The 14,428-nt window shown below is 73.6% G+C and carries 14 protein-coding genes and 1 pseudogene; 8 read left to right on the forward strand and 7 right to left on the reverse strand.

Annotation, left to right across the window (positions count from 1 at the left end):
- Positions 1-1,346 (forward strand): annotated as a pseudogene (locus tag A949_RS0127450) (hypothetical protein); the annotation flags it as partial.
- 34 nt (positions 1,347-1,380) lie between these two features.
- Here A949_RS0127450 and A949_RS0127455 read toward each other — a convergent pair.
- On the reverse strand, positions 1,381-2,973 hold the full coding sequence (locus tag A949_RS0127455; protein WP_019359264.1) for a CocE/NonD family hydrolase: 1,593 nt from the start codon (positions 2,971-2,973) through the stop codon (positions 1,381-1,383).
- 239 nt (positions 2,974-3,212) lie between these two features.
- Between A949_RS0127455 and A949_RS0127460 the strand changes: the two genes are divergently transcribed.
- The 4 genes from A949_RS0127460 to A949_RS0127475 all read left to right on the forward strand — a co-directional run bounded on the left by A949_RS0127460 (position 3,213) and on the right by A949_RS0127475 (position 7,884).
- Positions 3,213-4,055, forward strand: coding sequence for a nitrilase-related carbon-nitrogen hydrolase (locus A949_RS0127460; protein ID WP_019359265.1), 843 nt, complete (start codon positions 3,213-3,215; stop codon positions 4,053-4,055).
- On the forward strand, positions 4,052-5,413 hold the full coding sequence (locus A949_RS34775; protein WP_019359266.1) for an aminotransferase class III-fold pyridoxal phosphate-dependent enzyme: 1,362 nt from the start codon (positions 4,052-4,054) through the stop codon (positions 5,411-5,413). Before A949_RS0127460 ends, A949_RS34775 begins: the two co-directional genes overlap by 4 nt.
- Positions 5,410-6,810 (forward strand): dihydropyrimidinase, encoded by a 1,401-nt coding sequence (gene hydA / locus A949_RS0127470; RefSeq protein WP_019359267.1) that lies wholly within the window; start codon positions 5,410-5,412, stop codon positions 6,808-6,810. Before A949_RS34775 ends, hydA begins: the two co-directional genes overlap by 4 nt.
- A gap of 63 nt (positions 6,811-6,873) precedes the next feature.
- Entirely contained in the window at positions 6,874-7,884 is a 1,011-nt protein-coding gene (locus A949_RS0127475; protein ID WP_019359268.1) for a TIGR03842 family LLM class F420-dependent oxidoreductase, read from the forward strand.
- Here A949_RS0127475 and A949_RS34780 read toward each other — a convergent pair.
- Together A949_RS34780 and A949_RS0127485 are read right to left on the reverse strand one after the other, a co-directional pair.
- Positions 7,851-8,222 (reverse strand): GNAT family N-acetyltransferase, encoded by a 372-nt coding sequence (locus A949_RS34780; RefSeq protein WP_019359269.1) that lies wholly within the window; start codon positions 8,220-8,222, stop codon positions 7,851-7,853. The two genes, A949_RS0127475 and A949_RS34780, sit on opposite strands and share 34 nt — an antisense overlap.
- A 92-nt stretch (positions 8,223-8,314) precedes the next feature.
- Positions 8,315-8,917 (reverse strand): DsbA family protein, encoded by a 603-nt coding sequence (locus A949_RS0127485; protein ID WP_019359270.1) that lies wholly within the window; start codon positions 8,915-8,917, stop codon positions 8,315-8,317.
- Between the two features lie 213 nt (positions 8,918-9,130).
- Between A949_RS0127485 and A949_RS0127490 the strand changes: the two genes are divergently transcribed.
- Positions 9,131-10,000 carry an NAD(P)H-binding protein gene (locus tag A949_RS0127490; RefSeq protein WP_237735921.1) on the forward strand — a complete coding sequence of 290 codons (870 nt, stop codon included), beginning with the start codon at positions 9,131-9,133 and terminating at the stop codon, positions 9,998-10,000.
- Positions 9,997-10,413 (forward strand): DUF3237 family protein, encoded by a 417-nt coding sequence (locus A949_RS36845; protein WP_158687642.1) that lies wholly within the window; start codon positions 9,997-9,999, stop codon positions 10,411-10,413. Before A949_RS0127490 ends, A949_RS36845 begins: the two co-directional genes overlap by 4 nt.
- 34 nt (positions 10,414-10,447) lie before the next feature.
- On the opposite strand, the gene A949_RS0127505 is transcribed toward A949_RS36845, so the two are convergent.
- From A949_RS0127505 to A949_RS0127520, 4 genes are all read right to left on the reverse strand, one after another.
- Positions 10,448-11,503 (reverse strand): lipoate--protein ligase family protein, encoded by a 1,056-nt coding sequence (locus tag A949_RS0127505; protein ID WP_019359273.1) that lies wholly within the window; start codon positions 11,501-11,503, stop codon positions 10,448-10,450.
- Positions 11,504-11,554: 51 nt separating this feature from the next.
- Entirely contained in the window at positions 11,555-12,022 is a 468-nt protein-coding gene (locus A949_RS0127510) for a hypothetical protein (RefSeq protein ID WP_019359274.1), read from the reverse strand.
- A 46-nt stretch (positions 12,023-12,068) separates the two neighbouring features.
- Complete coding sequence (locus A949_RS0127515) at positions 12,069-12,608, reverse strand: COG4315 family predicted lipoprotein (RefSeq protein WP_019359275.1); 540 nt, start codon at positions 12,606-12,608, stop codon at positions 12,069-12,071.
- A 120-nt stretch (positions 12,609-12,728) separates the two neighbouring features.
- On the reverse strand, positions 12,729-13,487 hold the full coding sequence (locus A949_RS0127520; protein ID WP_019359276.1) for an SDR family NAD(P)-dependent oxidoreductase: 759 nt from the start codon (positions 13,485-13,487) through the stop codon (positions 12,729-12,731).
- A gap of 231 nt (positions 13,488-13,718) precedes the next feature.
- Here A949_RS0127520 and A949_RS0127525 point away from each other — a divergent pair, with 231 nt between their 5' ends.
- Positions 13,719-14,411 carry a B3/B4 domain-containing protein gene (locus A949_RS0127525; protein WP_019359277.1) on the forward strand — a complete coding sequence of 231 codons (693 nt, stop codon included), beginning with the start codon at positions 13,719-13,721 and terminating at the stop codon, positions 14,409-14,411.
- Positions 14,412-14,428 lie beyond the last annotated feature (17 nt).

The following is a 14,428-nucleotide window of genomic DNA, read 5'->3' on the forward strand; positions in this document are numbered from 1 at the left end:
CGGCGCCGCCCGCCCCGGCCGTGCCGGACGCCGCGCCGCCGCAGGAGCACGCCACGAGGACGCACGGCACCGGCCCCGCGGCGGCCCCCGCTTCCGGTGTCCCCCGCGCTTCCGACGCCGCCCCCGATGACCCCGAGGGCGCCGGAGCCGACGGAAGTCCCGAAGCTGCCGAAGGCGCCCGCGCGCCGGGGGACATCGGGCCGCACCAGGACGCCGCGGTGCCCGGGAGCGGGGGAGCGGCCGCGGAGGGTGGCGAAGCCGCCTCCGGGACCGGGACGCCGCCCCCGGCGCCCGGCGAGGAGCAGATGCAGGGCATGCCGACCGTCACGGGGCCGCCGACGGCGCCCGCCGGCCCACATCCTCCGCACGGCGGCGCGCCCGCGGAGCCCGGCCCGCCCGCCACGCCGCCGTACGCCGTGCCCGTCCCGGCCGCGGTCCGGCCCGGGCGCGCGCACGGGCGCGGCATGCTGCTGGGGGCGCTCGGTGTGGTGCTGGCGCTGGTGTCCGGTCTCGGCACCTTCGTCGCGCTGCGCGTGTACGACGGCGGCGGGGACACCGAGCGGGAGCAGCCGGATGCCGCGGCGGAGGCGTCCCCCGGTGACGGGCCGCGGACTCCGTCGCCGGAGGACATCGGCAGCCCGGCTCCGGGCGGCGCGCTGCCCAAGGGGTATCTGGGCGCCTGGCAGGGCAGCGTCCAGGACGCCGACGGCTCCACCATCACCCGCCGGTTCGAGATCCGGCAGGGCGAGCAGGGCGAGGTCGTGGCCAGGACCGTCAACATCCGGGCCGACATGATGTGCGAGGGCGAGGCGACACTGGTGGCCTTCGAGGGCGCCGACAGGGGGCTGCGGATCACCAGCCGGATCACCGGCAGCCATCCCGCTTCCACGTCCTGCTCCCCCTACCAGGAGCAGACGCTGCGGCTGCGCACCGACGACACCCTCTCCTGGATCTATCCGAGCGGGTCGCTCTCGGCGAAGCTGCGCAGGGTGGGCGACCCCGCGGCTCCCGTGCCCCGCGGCATGGCGGGCGAGTGGCAGGGGACCACGGCGCAGGGCGAGGAGCGCACTCTCACCCTGCGCCGCGGCCGGGTCGGGACCGCCACCGTACGGCTGGCCGGGGAGCACGCGGGCGTGCCCTGCGTGTGGGAGAACACCCTCGGCGGTGCGGAGGAGGACACCCTGACGTACGGGCCGGACCGGGTGGACGGGGCCTCGGGTCCCGGGTGCGCGGCGTCGGCCGAGTCGCTGCGGATCACCGCGGTCGGCGACGACGCGATCCGGGTGGCCCCGGTCGGGGAGCCCGGCGGGGCGGGGCGCCTCTACCGCCGGGCCGGTTCGGACTGAGCCCCGCGGGGGCCGACCGGCCGGGCCCGGGCGGTCAGCGCCCGCCGCCCGTCGGCACCGTCAGCCGCGAGGGGTCGTGTGCGGGTGAGGTGAACTCCAGCCGGGCGCCGTCCGGGTTGTACTCGGCGTACAGCGGGTCGACCGTGTCGACGACGACGGCGAGCCGGTGGCCCCGGGGGACGTCGTACGCCGTGGAGAACAGTTCCAGATCCACCGGGAACGGCTTTCCGGGGGTGCGGTCGTGGAACGTGTAGGGCGCGTGGGTGATCAGCTTGCCGGTGCCCAGCGGGCCGACGTCGTAGAGGTAGGCGTAGTAGGTGCCGTTCGCGCTGGTGCTGGTCACGGTCGTGTGCAGGGTCGGGGTGCCGCGCACCGCGGTTTTCCCCGGGTAGCGCTCCGACTGCCATACGGCGGCCCGGGAGCGCGGCAGCAGCGGTACGTACACCAGGGGCGGCAGCTTGAGGAACTGGTCGAGGACCCCGGTGAGCAGTACCGTGCCGCCGTCGGCGCCGGAGTTCTTTCCGGTGGCCGGCTTCCTCGTCCCGTCGAGCGGGACGGTGCGGCTGCCGGTGGAGACCTCCCGCCAGCTTCCGAAGCCCTCGTAGCCGCCGCCGGAGCGGGACTTGAGCTGCACGGGGGCTTCGGTGGCGATGCCGTTGCGCTCGCCCTTCAGATAGCGGTCGAACCAGCGCCTGGCGTGCGACCAGGTGTCGTTGGGGAGTCCGAGCAGACCGGTCGCCTCGGCGGTGGCGTGGTCGCCGGGGCGGAACTCCAGCCGCTTGGGGCCGCGCAGCTTCTCGTAGAAGTCGGCGTACTGGTTCGGCGGGAAGATCGAGTCGTTCCAGGCGTTGCCGAGCATGATGGCGGCGCCGTTGTCGTTGATCCGGTCGAGATAGGTCGCGGGGGAGCGCTTCTTCCCCCAGGCGATCATCTCGTCCTCCTTGTCCAGGTCGGAGGAGAGGAAGTCAGCGAGGATCTCCCGCAGTTCGGCGCTGGGGCGGCCGGTGAGTCCGCCCGAGGCGCCGAGCAGCCCGGCCGCCTGGAGGTGCTGGGTGCGGCCGCTGTAGATGGCGCCGATCAGGTCGGCCCAGCCGCTGAGCGCGGTGACCGCCTTGATCCGCGGGTCGTGCCCGGCCGCCAGCAGGCTGATGCCGGCGCCGTAGGAGACTCCGCCCATGCCGACGCGGTCCTCGTCGGCCGGGGTGTGGGCCAGCGCCCAGTCGATGACGCGGGAGGCGTCGGCGATGTCCTTCGGTCCGCCGGTCTCGATCCGGCCGCCGGACTGCCAGAAGCCGCGCGAGTTGTAGGTGACCACCACATAGCCGGAGTCGGCGAGCTTGCGGGCCTGCGCGAAGTACTCGATCTGCGGGGTGGCCCAACTGGTGGGCAGCACGATCAGCGGGTACTGCCGGGTGCTTCCGGCGGAGGCGTCCGCGGGGAGGAGCACGTTGGCCTTGAGGGTGATGCCGCCGGCGCCCTCGATGTCGACGAACTCCGGCAGGGCGGCGGCCGCCGGGGTCCGCGCGGGCTGTGCGGCGGCGGTGGGCGCGGCGGCCAGCCCGGTGGCGGCGAGCGTTCCGGCGAGGAGGGCCGAGGCGGTACGCACGGAGGTGGGGGAGGGACGCATGCACTGCTCCAGATGTCGTGGGCGACCCGGGTGGGGGAAAGTGACTGGAGAGTAGGCGGGTTGGGCTACCGGGGGTAACCCGTCAGTAGGTTACGGACGGGTAAAGAGGTCGGGTGCTCGCCGCTCCGTACGGGTTCTTGCCAGCCGGGCAGAGGGGACTTACGGTCTCAACCTCACGTATATCTACGCGTGTCGAACAGGCTGCCGCCCCGAGAGAACACCTCGTGAAGGAGCTGCTCATGCCCGACCTCGTACGTGCCGCACTCGTGCAGGCGACCTGGACAGGCGACACCGAGTCGATGATCGCCAAGCACGAGGAGCACGCCCGGGAGGCCGCCCGCCGCGGTGCGCGGATCATCGGCTTCCAGGAGGTCTTCAACGCGCCCTACTTCTGCCAGGTCCAGGACCCCGAGCACTACCGCTGGGCCGAGCCGGTACCGGACGGGCCCACCACCCGGCGGATGTGCCGGCTGGCGCGGGAGACCGGCATGGTGATCGTCTCGCCCGTCTTCGAGACCGACGGCTCCGGCTTCTACTACAACACCGCCGCCGTCATCGACGCCGACGGCACCGTGCTGGGCACCTACCGCAAGCACCACATCCCGCAGGTCCAGGGGTTCTGGGAGAAGTACTACTTCCGCCCCGGCAACCTCGGTTGGCCGGTGTTCGACACCGCGGTCGGGAAGGTCGGCGTCTACATCTGCTACGACCGGCACTTCCCCGAGGGCTGGCGCGCGCTCGGTCTGGCCGGTGCGCAGCTCGTCTACAACCCGTCGGCCACCTCGCGCGGGCTGTCGGCCTACCTGTGGCAGCTCGAACAGCCGGCGGCCGCCGTCGCCAACGAGTACTTCGTCGCCGCCATCAACCGCGTGGGCACCGAGGAACTGGGCGACAACGACTTCTACGGCACGAGCTACTTCGTCGACCCGCGCGGCCGGTTCGTCGGCGACGTCGCCTCCGACAAGGACGAGGAGCTGCTGGTCCGCGACCTGGACCTGGGCCTGATCGACGAGGTGCGCCGGCAGTGGGCCTTCTACCGCGACCGCCGGCCGGACGCCTACCAGGGACTGGTGCAGCCGTGAGCCGCGCGGAAGCCGCCCCGGCCGCCGCGGAATCCGGCGCCCACCGCGCACTGCTCGCCCGCCACCGGGCCGTGCTGCCCGACTGGCTGGCCCTCTACTACGCCGAGCCGCTGGAGATCACCCACGGCGAGGGCCGCCATGTGTGGGACGCCGAGGGGCGCCGCTACCTCGACTTCTTCGGCGGCATCCTCACCACGATGACCGCGCACGCGCTGCCCGAGGTCACCAAGGCGGTCGCCGAGCAGGCCGGGCGCATCCTGCACACCTCCACCCTCTATCTCGACCGCCCGATGGTGGACCTCGCGGAGCGGATCGCCGCGCTCTCCGGCATCCCCGACGCGCGGGTCTTCTTCACCACCTCGGGCACCGAGGCCAACGACACCGCGCTGCTGCTGGCCACCGCGTACCGGCGGTCCAACCAGGTGCTGGCGATGCGCAACAGCTACCACGGCCGCTCCTTCTCCGCCGTCGGCATCACCGGCAACCGCTCCTGGTCGCCCACCTCGCTCTCGCCCCTCCAGACCCTCTACATCCACGGAGGCGTCCGCACCCGGGGGCCGTTCGCGCACCTGGAGGACGACGCGTTCACCGCCGCCTGCGTCGCCGACCTGGCCGACATGCTGGGCCAGGCCCGCGCGGACGTCGCCGCGCTGATCGCCGAACCCGTGCAGGGCGTCGGCGGATTCACCTCGCCGCCCGACGGGCTCTACGCGGCCTTCCGCGAAGTCCTGCGGCAGCACGGCATCCTGTGGATCAGCGACGAGGTGCAGACCGGCTGGGGCAGGACGGGCGACCACTTCTGGGGCTGGCAGGCGCACGCCGCAGCCGGCCCGCCGGACCTGCTCACCTTCGCCAAGGGCATCGGGAACGGCATGTCCGTCGGCGGCGTCGTCGCCCGCGCCGAGATCATGAACTGCCTGGACGCCAACTCGCTGTCCACCTTCGGTGGCAGTCCCGTGACGATGGCCGCCGCCAACGCCAACCTCGCCCACCTCCTCGACCACGACCTCCAGGGCAACGCGCGGCGCGTCGGCGGCCTGCTGCTGGAGCGGCTGCGGGCCGCCGCAGCCGGACTCGGGGTCGTCCGCGAGGTGCGCGGGCGCGGTCTGATGATCGGGATCGAACTCGTCGAACCCGGCACCGACACGCCCTCGCCCGAGGCCGCCTCGCTCGTACTGGAAGCCGCCCGGGAGGGCGGGCTCCTGCTCGGCAAGGGCGGCGGCCACGCCACCGGCGGCGTGCTGCGCATCGCGCCGCCGCTCACCCTGACCGTCGCCGAGGCCGAGGAGGGCGCCACCGTACTGGAGCACGCCCTGCGTACCGCCGAGTCCGCACTGGCAGGAGGGCAGACCGCATGACCTCGACCCTGATCAAGGGCGGCCTCGTCGTCACCGACGCCGAGGAGACCCAGGCCGACCTCCTCGTCCAGGACGGCCGGATCGCCGCCCTCGCCGCCCGCAACAGCACCGCCGCCGCGGCCTTCACCGCCGACCGGACCCTGGACGCCACCGGCAAGTACGTCATCCCGGGCGGTGTGGACGCCCACACCCACATGGACTTCCCCTTCGGCGGGACCTTCTCCAGCGACGACTTCGAGACCGGCACCCGGGCCGCCGCCTGGGGCGGCACCACGACCATCGTCGACTTCGCCGTGCAGACCAAGGGGCAGGCGCTCCGCGAGGGGCTGGACCGGTGGCACGCCAAGGCCGACGGCCGGTGCGCCGTCGACTACGGCTTCCACATGATTCTCTCCGACGTCGACGACGGCACGCTCCGGGAGATGGACACCCTGGTCGAGGAGGGGGTGACCTCGTTCAAGATGTTCATGGCCTACCCCGGTGTCTTCTACAGCGACGACGGCCAGATCCTCCGCGCCATGCAACGCACCGCGGACAACGGCGGCCTGACGATGATGCACGCCGAGAACGGCATCGCGATCGACGTCCTGGTCGAGCAGGCACTCGCGGCGGGCCGCACCGACCCGCGCCACCACGGCGAGGTCCGCAAGGCGCTGCTGGAGGCCGAGGCCACCCATCGGGCCATCCAGTTGGCCCGGGTCGCCGGGGCGCCGCTCTACGTCGTCCACGTGTCCGCCGCGGAAGCCGTCGAGCAACTGGCCCTCGCCCGGGCCAAGGACCTCCCGGTCTTCGGCGAGACCTGCCCGCAATACCTCTATCTGAGCACCGACAACCTCGCCGAGCCCGACTTCGGCGGTGCCAAGTACGTGTGCAGCACTCCGCTGCGGCCGCGCGAGCACCAGGCGGCACTGTGGCGGGGCCTGCGGACGAACGACCTCCAGGTCGTCTCCACCGACCACTGCCCCTTCTGCTTCACCGGCCAGAAGGAACTGGGCCGCGGCGACTTCTCCAGGATCCCCAACGGTATGCCCGGGGTCGAGCACCGGATGGACCTGCTCCACCAGGCCGTCGTCGACGGGCACCTCACCCGGCGCCGCTGGATCGACCTCGCCTGCGCCACCCCGGCGCGGATGTTCGGGCTGCACCCCAGGAAGGGGACGCTGGCCCCGGGCGCGGACGCCGACGTCGTCATCTACGACCCGCATGCCGAGCAGACCCTCTCCGCCGCGACGCATCACATGAACGTCGACTACTCCGCCTACGAGGGCAAGCGGCTCACCGGCCGTGTCGAGACGGTCCTCTCCCGCGGCGAGCCCGTGCTGGAGGGGGGCAGGTACACCGGCAGGGCGGGCCACGGCCGCTACGTCCCGCGCGGGACCTGCCAGCTCCTCGGCTGACGGCGCGCTTCCGACCATCCGCCGCGGCCGCGGCGGCACCACGTCGAACTGAGGGGAAACCGCATGGATTTCGGACTCGTCCTCCAGACCGATCCCCCCGGCGCCGCGACCGTCGGGCTGATGCGGCGCGCCGAGCGCAACGGGTTCCGCTACGGCTGGACCTTCGACTCGCCGGTGCTGTGGCAGGAGCCGTACGTCATCCACAGCAGGATCCTGGCGGAGACGGACCGGCTCACCGTCGGGCCCATGGTCACCAACCCGGGCACCCGCTCCTGGGAGGTCACCGCCTCCACCTTCGCCACCCTCAACGAGATGTACGGCAATCGCACTGTCTGCGGCATCGGGCGGGGCGACTCGGCGATGCGGGTCGCCGGGCGCCCGCCCACCACCCTGGCCCGGCTCGGGGAGGCCATGCGGACCATCCGCGAGCTGGCCGAGGGCCGCGAGACCGTGGTGGACGGCACCGCGCTGCGGCTGCCGTGGGTGGCGGGCGGCCGGCTCCCGGTGTGGATGGCCGCCTACGGGCCCAAGGCGCTGGCCCTGGCCGGACGGGAGGCGGACGGGTTCATCCTCCAGCTCGCCGACCCGCTGCTGACCGCCTGGATGGTGCGCGCGGTACGGGAGGCGGCGGCGGGCGCCGGCCGCGATCCGGCGGAGGTCAGCGTCTGCGTGGCCGCGCCCGCCTACGTGTGCGAGGACACCCCGGAAGCACTCGCGCACGCCCGCGAGCAGTGCCGATGGTTCGGCGGCATGGTCGGCAACCACGTCGCCGACCTCGTCGCCCGCTACGGCGAGCACTCCGGCGCCGTACCGGAGGAACTCACCTCCTACATCAAGGAGCGGGACGGCTACGACTACGCGCACCACGGTCGGGCCGGCAACCCCGACACCGCGTTCGTGCCCGACGGGATCGTCGACCGGTTCTGTCTGCTGGGGCCCGTCTCCGCGCAGCTGGTGCGGCTGCGGGAGCTCGCGGAGCTGGGGGTGGACCAGTTCGCCCTCTACGCCATGCACGACGCGAAGGAGGCGACCGTCGACGCCTACGGCGCCTCGGTCGTCCCGGAGCTGTCCTGAGGCGCCGAGCCGCCGGGCCCCGGGGACCGGGCGCCGTCCTGCTGCTTGTCGTAGACCAGCGGCTGGTAGTCGGGATGCCTGCGGATCCAGTTCGCCACGAACGGGCAGACCGGTGCCACCTTCTCACCCGCCTCCTGCGCGGACTCCAGGACGTGGTGTGCGAGGGCACCGCCCACCCCGCGGCCCTCGTAGGCGGGCTCGACCTCGGTGTGCGTCACCGCGAGCACGCCCGGGGCGCGCAGGTACTGCGCGACGCCCGCGAGGGCGCCGTCGATCCGGGCCTCGAAGCGGCCCTCGGCGGTGTTGTCGGAGATCTCGAACTGCTCGTCCACGGCCATCCCTCCTCGTTCTTGCCGGTGCTTCCGGCGGTTTCGGCAGTTCCGGCTCCGGCGCGGCAGCTTCCTGCCCCGGCCGTCCCGGCCGCGGGCCGTCAGCCGGCGGTCTCGCGGAGCTGTGCCAGAAACCGTCCCGGCTCCAGGGCCCGCCCCCGGTCGTCGAGCACGGCGACGGGCTCCCCGCGGAAGAGCACGGTCGGGGTGGCCGCGACGCCGCTCTCGTCGAAGGCGCGGCTGACCCGCCTGGCCCAGGTGCGGTACGCGCCCTCCAGCACCGCGTCGTCGAACGTGTGGCGGCGCAGCCCGGGGACGTCGTTGGCCAGCCCGAGCAGCATCCGGTCCTCGGCGAACCCGTCGTGGCTCTCGTGCGGCTGGTTGCGGAAGAGGGTGCGCAGATAGCCCAGGAACTGGGCCTGGCCCACGTCGGCCGCAGCTCCCGCGGCCGCCAGCGCGTGGTGTGAGCCCTGGCCGCCGAGTTGGTCGTCGAGGAACGTGCCGAAGTGGTGGTGCAGCACCACTTCGCCGTCGTCGGCGAGCTGCTGCAGCGTGCCGCCCAGCGTGTTCTCCGTGCGGGCGCAGTACGGGCAGCGCAGATCCAGGTAGAGGTCCAGCACCGGCGGCCCCGGCTCGGGAGTCTCGGGGCCGGTCCCGTAGACCACCGTCGTGCCGCCTGCGCCGATGGTGTTCGCCGGGATCATACGGCCAGCCTCGCCCTGTCGGCCGCACCCGGCAACGGAGGAGCGCCCATCGGAGTGGGCCGGTCCGTCCCGGCGGCCCGGGTGCCGTCGGCCTCGCCTTGACTTCAACCGCACTTCAACTCACAGGCTGGAGCCCTTCCGGCGCCCCGGCACCCGGCGGGACCGCGGCGCAGCCGTGATGTCCGTCCGCAGTCGGGACGTCCGTCCGCAGTCATGAAGGAGAAGCGCGTGTTCGTGGTCGTCGGAGCGACAGGCAAGGTCGGCGGACAGGTGGCGGCGCAGCTCGCCGCCCGGGGGGTCGGGGTGCGAGCACTCGTCCGGGACCCGGCGGCCGCCCGCCTCCCGGTCGGCGTGGAGGTTGTGCGCGGCGATCTGGCCGATCCCGCGAGCCTGACCCGTGCCCTCGCGGGAGCGGAGGTGGCCGGGGTCTTCCTGGTGTGGCCCCTGGCCGGTCCGCGCGGAGCGGCCGAGGCGGTCGGCGCCCTGGCCGCGCACACCAGCCGGATCGTCTACCTCTCCACCCGCGGGGTACCGGAGGACGACACGGCCGAGTCCGCGGAGGACATCCCCGGCACCCATGCGGCGCTGGAGCGCCTCGTGCGCGCCTCCGGAGCGGAGTGGACGCTGCTGCGGCCCGGCGGTTTCGCGGGCAACACCCTGATGTGGGCCCCGCAGATCCGCGCCGGGGCACCCGTGCGCACCGCCTCGCCGCAGGCGGCCCGCACGCTGGTGCACGAGGCCGACATCGCCGCCGCCGCGGTCCGCGCGCTGCTGACCGGGGACCTGGTCGGGGCTGCGCCCGAGCTGACGGGACCCGAACTGCTCACCCAGGCCGAGCAGATCGCCCTCATCGGCGAGGTGCTCGGCCGTTCCGTGCAGGTCGAGAAGGTCACGCGCGGGCAGGCCCGCGCCGACCTCGTCGCGGCGGGTCTGCCGGAGTCCTACGCGGACGGCATCCTCGACGCGCACGAGGCGATGGAGACCCGGCCCGAGACGGTCGCCCCCGGTGCCGCCGCGCTGTTGGGCCGCCCGCCCCGCGACTTCCGCCGCTGGGTCGCGGACCACGCCGCCGACTTCCGGTGACGGCGGGCGCGCCGCGCCGACGTCGTAAAGTCCCCCGAGCCCGCCGAGGGTGCCCCGTCCGCGCACGGCTTCCGCACCGCACACCTCTTCGACCGCGTCGTCGCGGCGACCGGGCGCTGTTCGGCCCGGACAGGACGACGACCCTGGACGTCCGGCCGGCCCTGCGCACCCGCGACGGGGCGCTGCTGCGCATGTCCTGCGGGCGCCGCCTGGTCACGCCGTCCGCGGTACGCGACGCGCTGGGCGACCCCGCCGCACGGCACCGTGCCGACCCGGCCGGCCACTACTTCCGGACCGACCCGCTGTTCGGGACCGGGGCCGAGCGCTACGCCCGGCTCGACGGCACCGTCGGCATCGGCTCGGGGCGCTGCATCGAGGGAGGGGTCCGCCACCGCGTCTGCGAGGTGCTGTAGCCGGCCGTCGGCGGCCGGGCCACCGCGGCGTTCCTCAGGGCACTCTGGCGGTCCACCCCTCGCTGCTGTACTTCGTGAGGGCGAGTTCCTCGGCACGGGCCGCCTCCTGCGGGGTCACCCGGCCCTCGGCGAGCCCGTGCCGGGTCCGGAACGAGTCGACCATGCGCGCGATGACGTCGCCGCGCGGCAGGCCGGTCTGCCGCCGCAGCGGGTCGACCCGCTTCTTTGCGCTCCTGGTGCCCTTGTCGGACATCTTCTCCTTGCCGATCCGCAGCACGTCCAGCATCTTCTCGGCGTCGATGTCGTAGGACATGGTCACGTGGTGCAGGACGGCACCGCCGCCGGCGGTGATCCGCTTCTGGGCGGCCCCGGCGATCTTGCCCTCCTTGGAGGCGATGTCGTTCAGCGGCTGGTACCAGGCCCGGATCCCCATGTCGGCCAGCGCGGTGAGCACCCAGTCGTCCAGATAGGCGTAGGAGTCCGCGAAGGACATGCCGGAGACCAGCGAGGCGGGCACCGAGAGGGAATAGGTGATGGTGTTCTCGGCCTCCACGAACATGGCGCCGCCTCCCGAGATGCGCCGTACGACGGTGACCCCGTGCCGTGCCGCGCCCTCGGGGTCCACCTCGTTGCGCAGCGACTGGAAGCTGCCGATGATCACGGCCGGGGAGTCCCACTCCCACACCCGGAGTGTGGGGGAGCGGCGTCCGGCGGCGACCTCCGCGGTCAGGACCTCGTCGAGAGCCATGTGCAGCGCCGGGGACTGCGGCGGTTCGTGGATGAGCTGCCAGCGGTGGTCGCTCCAGTCGGTGGCCCGGGTCAGCGCGCGGCGCACGCAGACGGCCACTCCCTCCGCGGTGAGGCCGTACATCGCGGTGCCCGGCGGCAGCGCCGCCTCGATCCGGGCGGTGAGGCCCGCCGTGTCGGTGTCCGAGGGGGCGCCTTCCAGCGCCCGGTCGATGGCGTCCAGCGCCTCGTCCGGTTCCAGGAAGAAGTCGCCCGCCACCCGGACATCGCGCAGCACGCCGTCCCGGTCGTCCAGGTCGACCACCACCAGCTTGCCGCCGGGGATCTTGTATTCGCCGTGCATGGAGCCGACCGCCCGTCCCAAACCGTCCGCAAACCGTCCCTGCCCGGCCGCTCAGCCTACGTCGGTGACCAGCCGCCGCGCGTGGCGGGTGTGACTGACCAGCAGGAACGTGGACATCACGAGCGTGATGCCCTGGGCCACCGCGGCGAGTCTCCTGTCGTCGAACCAGACCGGGTCGTACATGTTCGGGAACGGCCCCAGCTTCCCCACGTCGATGTAGAGGTAGACGAGCAGCAGCGCCAGCCCGCCGGCGGAGACCAGCCAGGCGAACGCGTCGGAGGGGATCCGCCACCAGGCCAGGACCAGCAGCGCGGCGAGCGACGCCAGCCCGGCCTCGACCCGGAAGAGGTCGCCCTGACTGATGGTGGCGCCCACCGCGTCGTACTGGTCGGCGAGGGCGGCGTGCAGGTAGGCGTTCACCACCAGTCCGCCCGCCGACAGCACCCGGGCGCCGCCCTGCACGATGCGGTAGGCGCCTCCGTGTGGTGCCGGTGGAGGCGTGGGTGTCTGCGCGGTCATGGCCGCTCCTCTCCTGCCGTCCGCATGTAGGGGGCGCCCACTCGCGTCAGTACCCGCCGTCGCTCTTCTGCGGTTTGCCGGAGGGCTTCTTCTTCCCGTGGGTGATCTTCTTGCCGGACGGGTCGAGCACGAACCACTTGGCGCCGAACTGGTCGAGCCCCTGCCCGGCGGTGTCGCCGGGCTTGTCGTCCCCCTGGTAGCGGTAGAGCGGATGGCCGTCGTAGGTGATCTGCCGGCTGCCGTCCTTCCGCTCGGTGGTGCCCAGCAGCCCGCTCTCGGCGCCGTCTCCCGCCTTGGGCCGGCCCTTCCCCTCGACCACGGCGGGAGGCCAGGCCGTTGCGCAGCCCCCCTCGCAGGTCGACTTGCCCGACGTGTCTGCCTCGAACAGGTAGAGGGTGCGGCCGGAGCCGTCGGCCAGGAACCTGCCCAGGCCGCCGGAGCGCACCTCGACGGTTCCCGCCTTCTGGGCGGACGAGGGGGAGGGCGAGGAGCCGCCGTTCCCGCCGCCGTCCGAGCAGCCGCCGAGCGCCGCGGCACACAGCACGGCAGTCCCGGCGTACACGGCTGTCCTGTTGGTCTTCCGCATGAAGGTCCTCCGGTCGCCCCGTGGTCCCGCGGCCCGCCGCAGGCCGCGCAACCAGCGCACCATGCGCCCGGGGGAGCGGCCACTCGGCGGGGGCCGTCCGCGCGGACGGCCCCCGCCGGGTCAGACCGCGAAGCCGCCGTCCACCGCGAGCAGCGCACCGGTGACGTACCGGGCGCCGTCGCCGACGAGGTGCGCCACCGAGTCGGCGACCTCCTGCGGCGTCCCGTACCGGCCCAGCAGGGTGGCTGCGGCCTGCGCCGCGCCGCTCTCCCCGTCCGCGGGGTTCAGGTCGGTGTCGACCGGACCCGGCGACACCTGGTTGACGGTGATGCCGCGTGGCGCCAGTTCGCGGGCCAGGGCCTTGGTGAGCCCGGTGACGGCCGCCTTGCTCATGGTGTAGAGCGCCATCCCGGGGAAGTGCGCGTGTGCCGACACGCAGCTGCCCATGTTGACGATCCGGCCGCCGTCGGCCATCCGGGAGGCCGCCGCCTGTGCCACGAGGTAGGCGCCCCGGACGTTGACCGCCAGCACCCGGTCCACCTCCGCCACGGGCACCGAAGCGAGTTCGCCCTGGCTGCCGGTCCCCGCGTTGTTCACGAGGATGTCCAGCCGCCCGAACGTCTCGGCCGCCCCGTCCGCGGCCGCCCGTACCGAGTCCGCGTCGTCCAGCGAGGTGCGCACGGTCCAGGCCCGGCCGCCGAGTTCCTCGATCCGCGCGGCCACGTCGCGGGCCCGTTCCGCGTTCGCCTCGTAGGTCAGTGCCACATCCGCGCCGTCCGCCGCCAGACGCAGGGCCACGGCCGCTCCGATGCCGCGGCTGCCGCCGGTGACGAGGGCAGCCCTGCCGCCGAGGGGCTTGTCCGGTGCGCTGCTGTGCATGGATGCATTCCGTCCGTCGTGTGGTGCTCCGGTTGACATGACTCGATCCTGGAGCCGTGCTCTCCGCGGTGCTGGCGCTCTTCGGACGGCACCTTTCAGGTCGCGTATGATGCACTGCGTAGTACGGTGAAATGAACCACTCGCCTCGGCCGCGCCTCGCGCCGGGACGCGGACCGCGTGCCGGGGACGGTGAGGCCGGTGAGGCCGGTGACGACGAGGAGCGACCCAGAGATGAGCACGACCGAGGACTGGCTGGCGGCCGCCCGGATCGATCCGTCGGTCGGCGCCCTGCGCCCCGACTACCGCGCCCTGCTGATCGTCGCGGAGGGGCTGGTCCCCGGGCCGAGTGACGCCGTCAGCGAAGAACTCCTCGCCAAGGCCGAGGCGACGGCCTGCGATCCCGAGCAGCACCCGCACACCGCGGCGTGGCGGGAGGCGTTCCGGGCCTTCGGCGCCAAGCCCAAGCGCACCCGGCCCAGCGTCGACGCGCTGCTGCGGCGCGCCCCCGAGGGCCTGCCCCGCATCGACCGGCTCACGGACATCTACAACGCGGTCTCCGTGGCGCACGTCGTCCCACTCGGCGGCGAGGACCTGGACCGCTACGCGGGGCCCCTCCGGCTCACCCGTGCCGACGGCACCGAGCCCTTCGAACTGATGTCGGGGGGTGAGCCGGTGACGGAGCACCCGCGGGCCGGGGAGGTGATCTGGCGCGACGACGAGGGCGTCACCTGCCGGCGCTGGAACTGGCGGCAGTGCGTCCGCACCCGGCTGACGACCGGGACCACCCGCGCCGTCTTCCTCCTCGACGCCCTCGGCCCGATGGACGACACCGCGCTGCGCGAGGCGGGCCGCGCCCTGACCGACGCGCTGTGCGCCACCGCCCCGGGAGCGGTGACCGCCTCCCGGCTGCTGCGCGCGGCCTGAGCCCCCGCCCGCGCCCC

This window comes from Streptomyces sp. AA1529, from assembly GCF_000280905.1.
Taxonomy (GTDB): domain Bacteria; phylum Actinomycetota; class Actinomycetes; order Streptomycetales; family Streptomycetaceae; genus Streptomyces.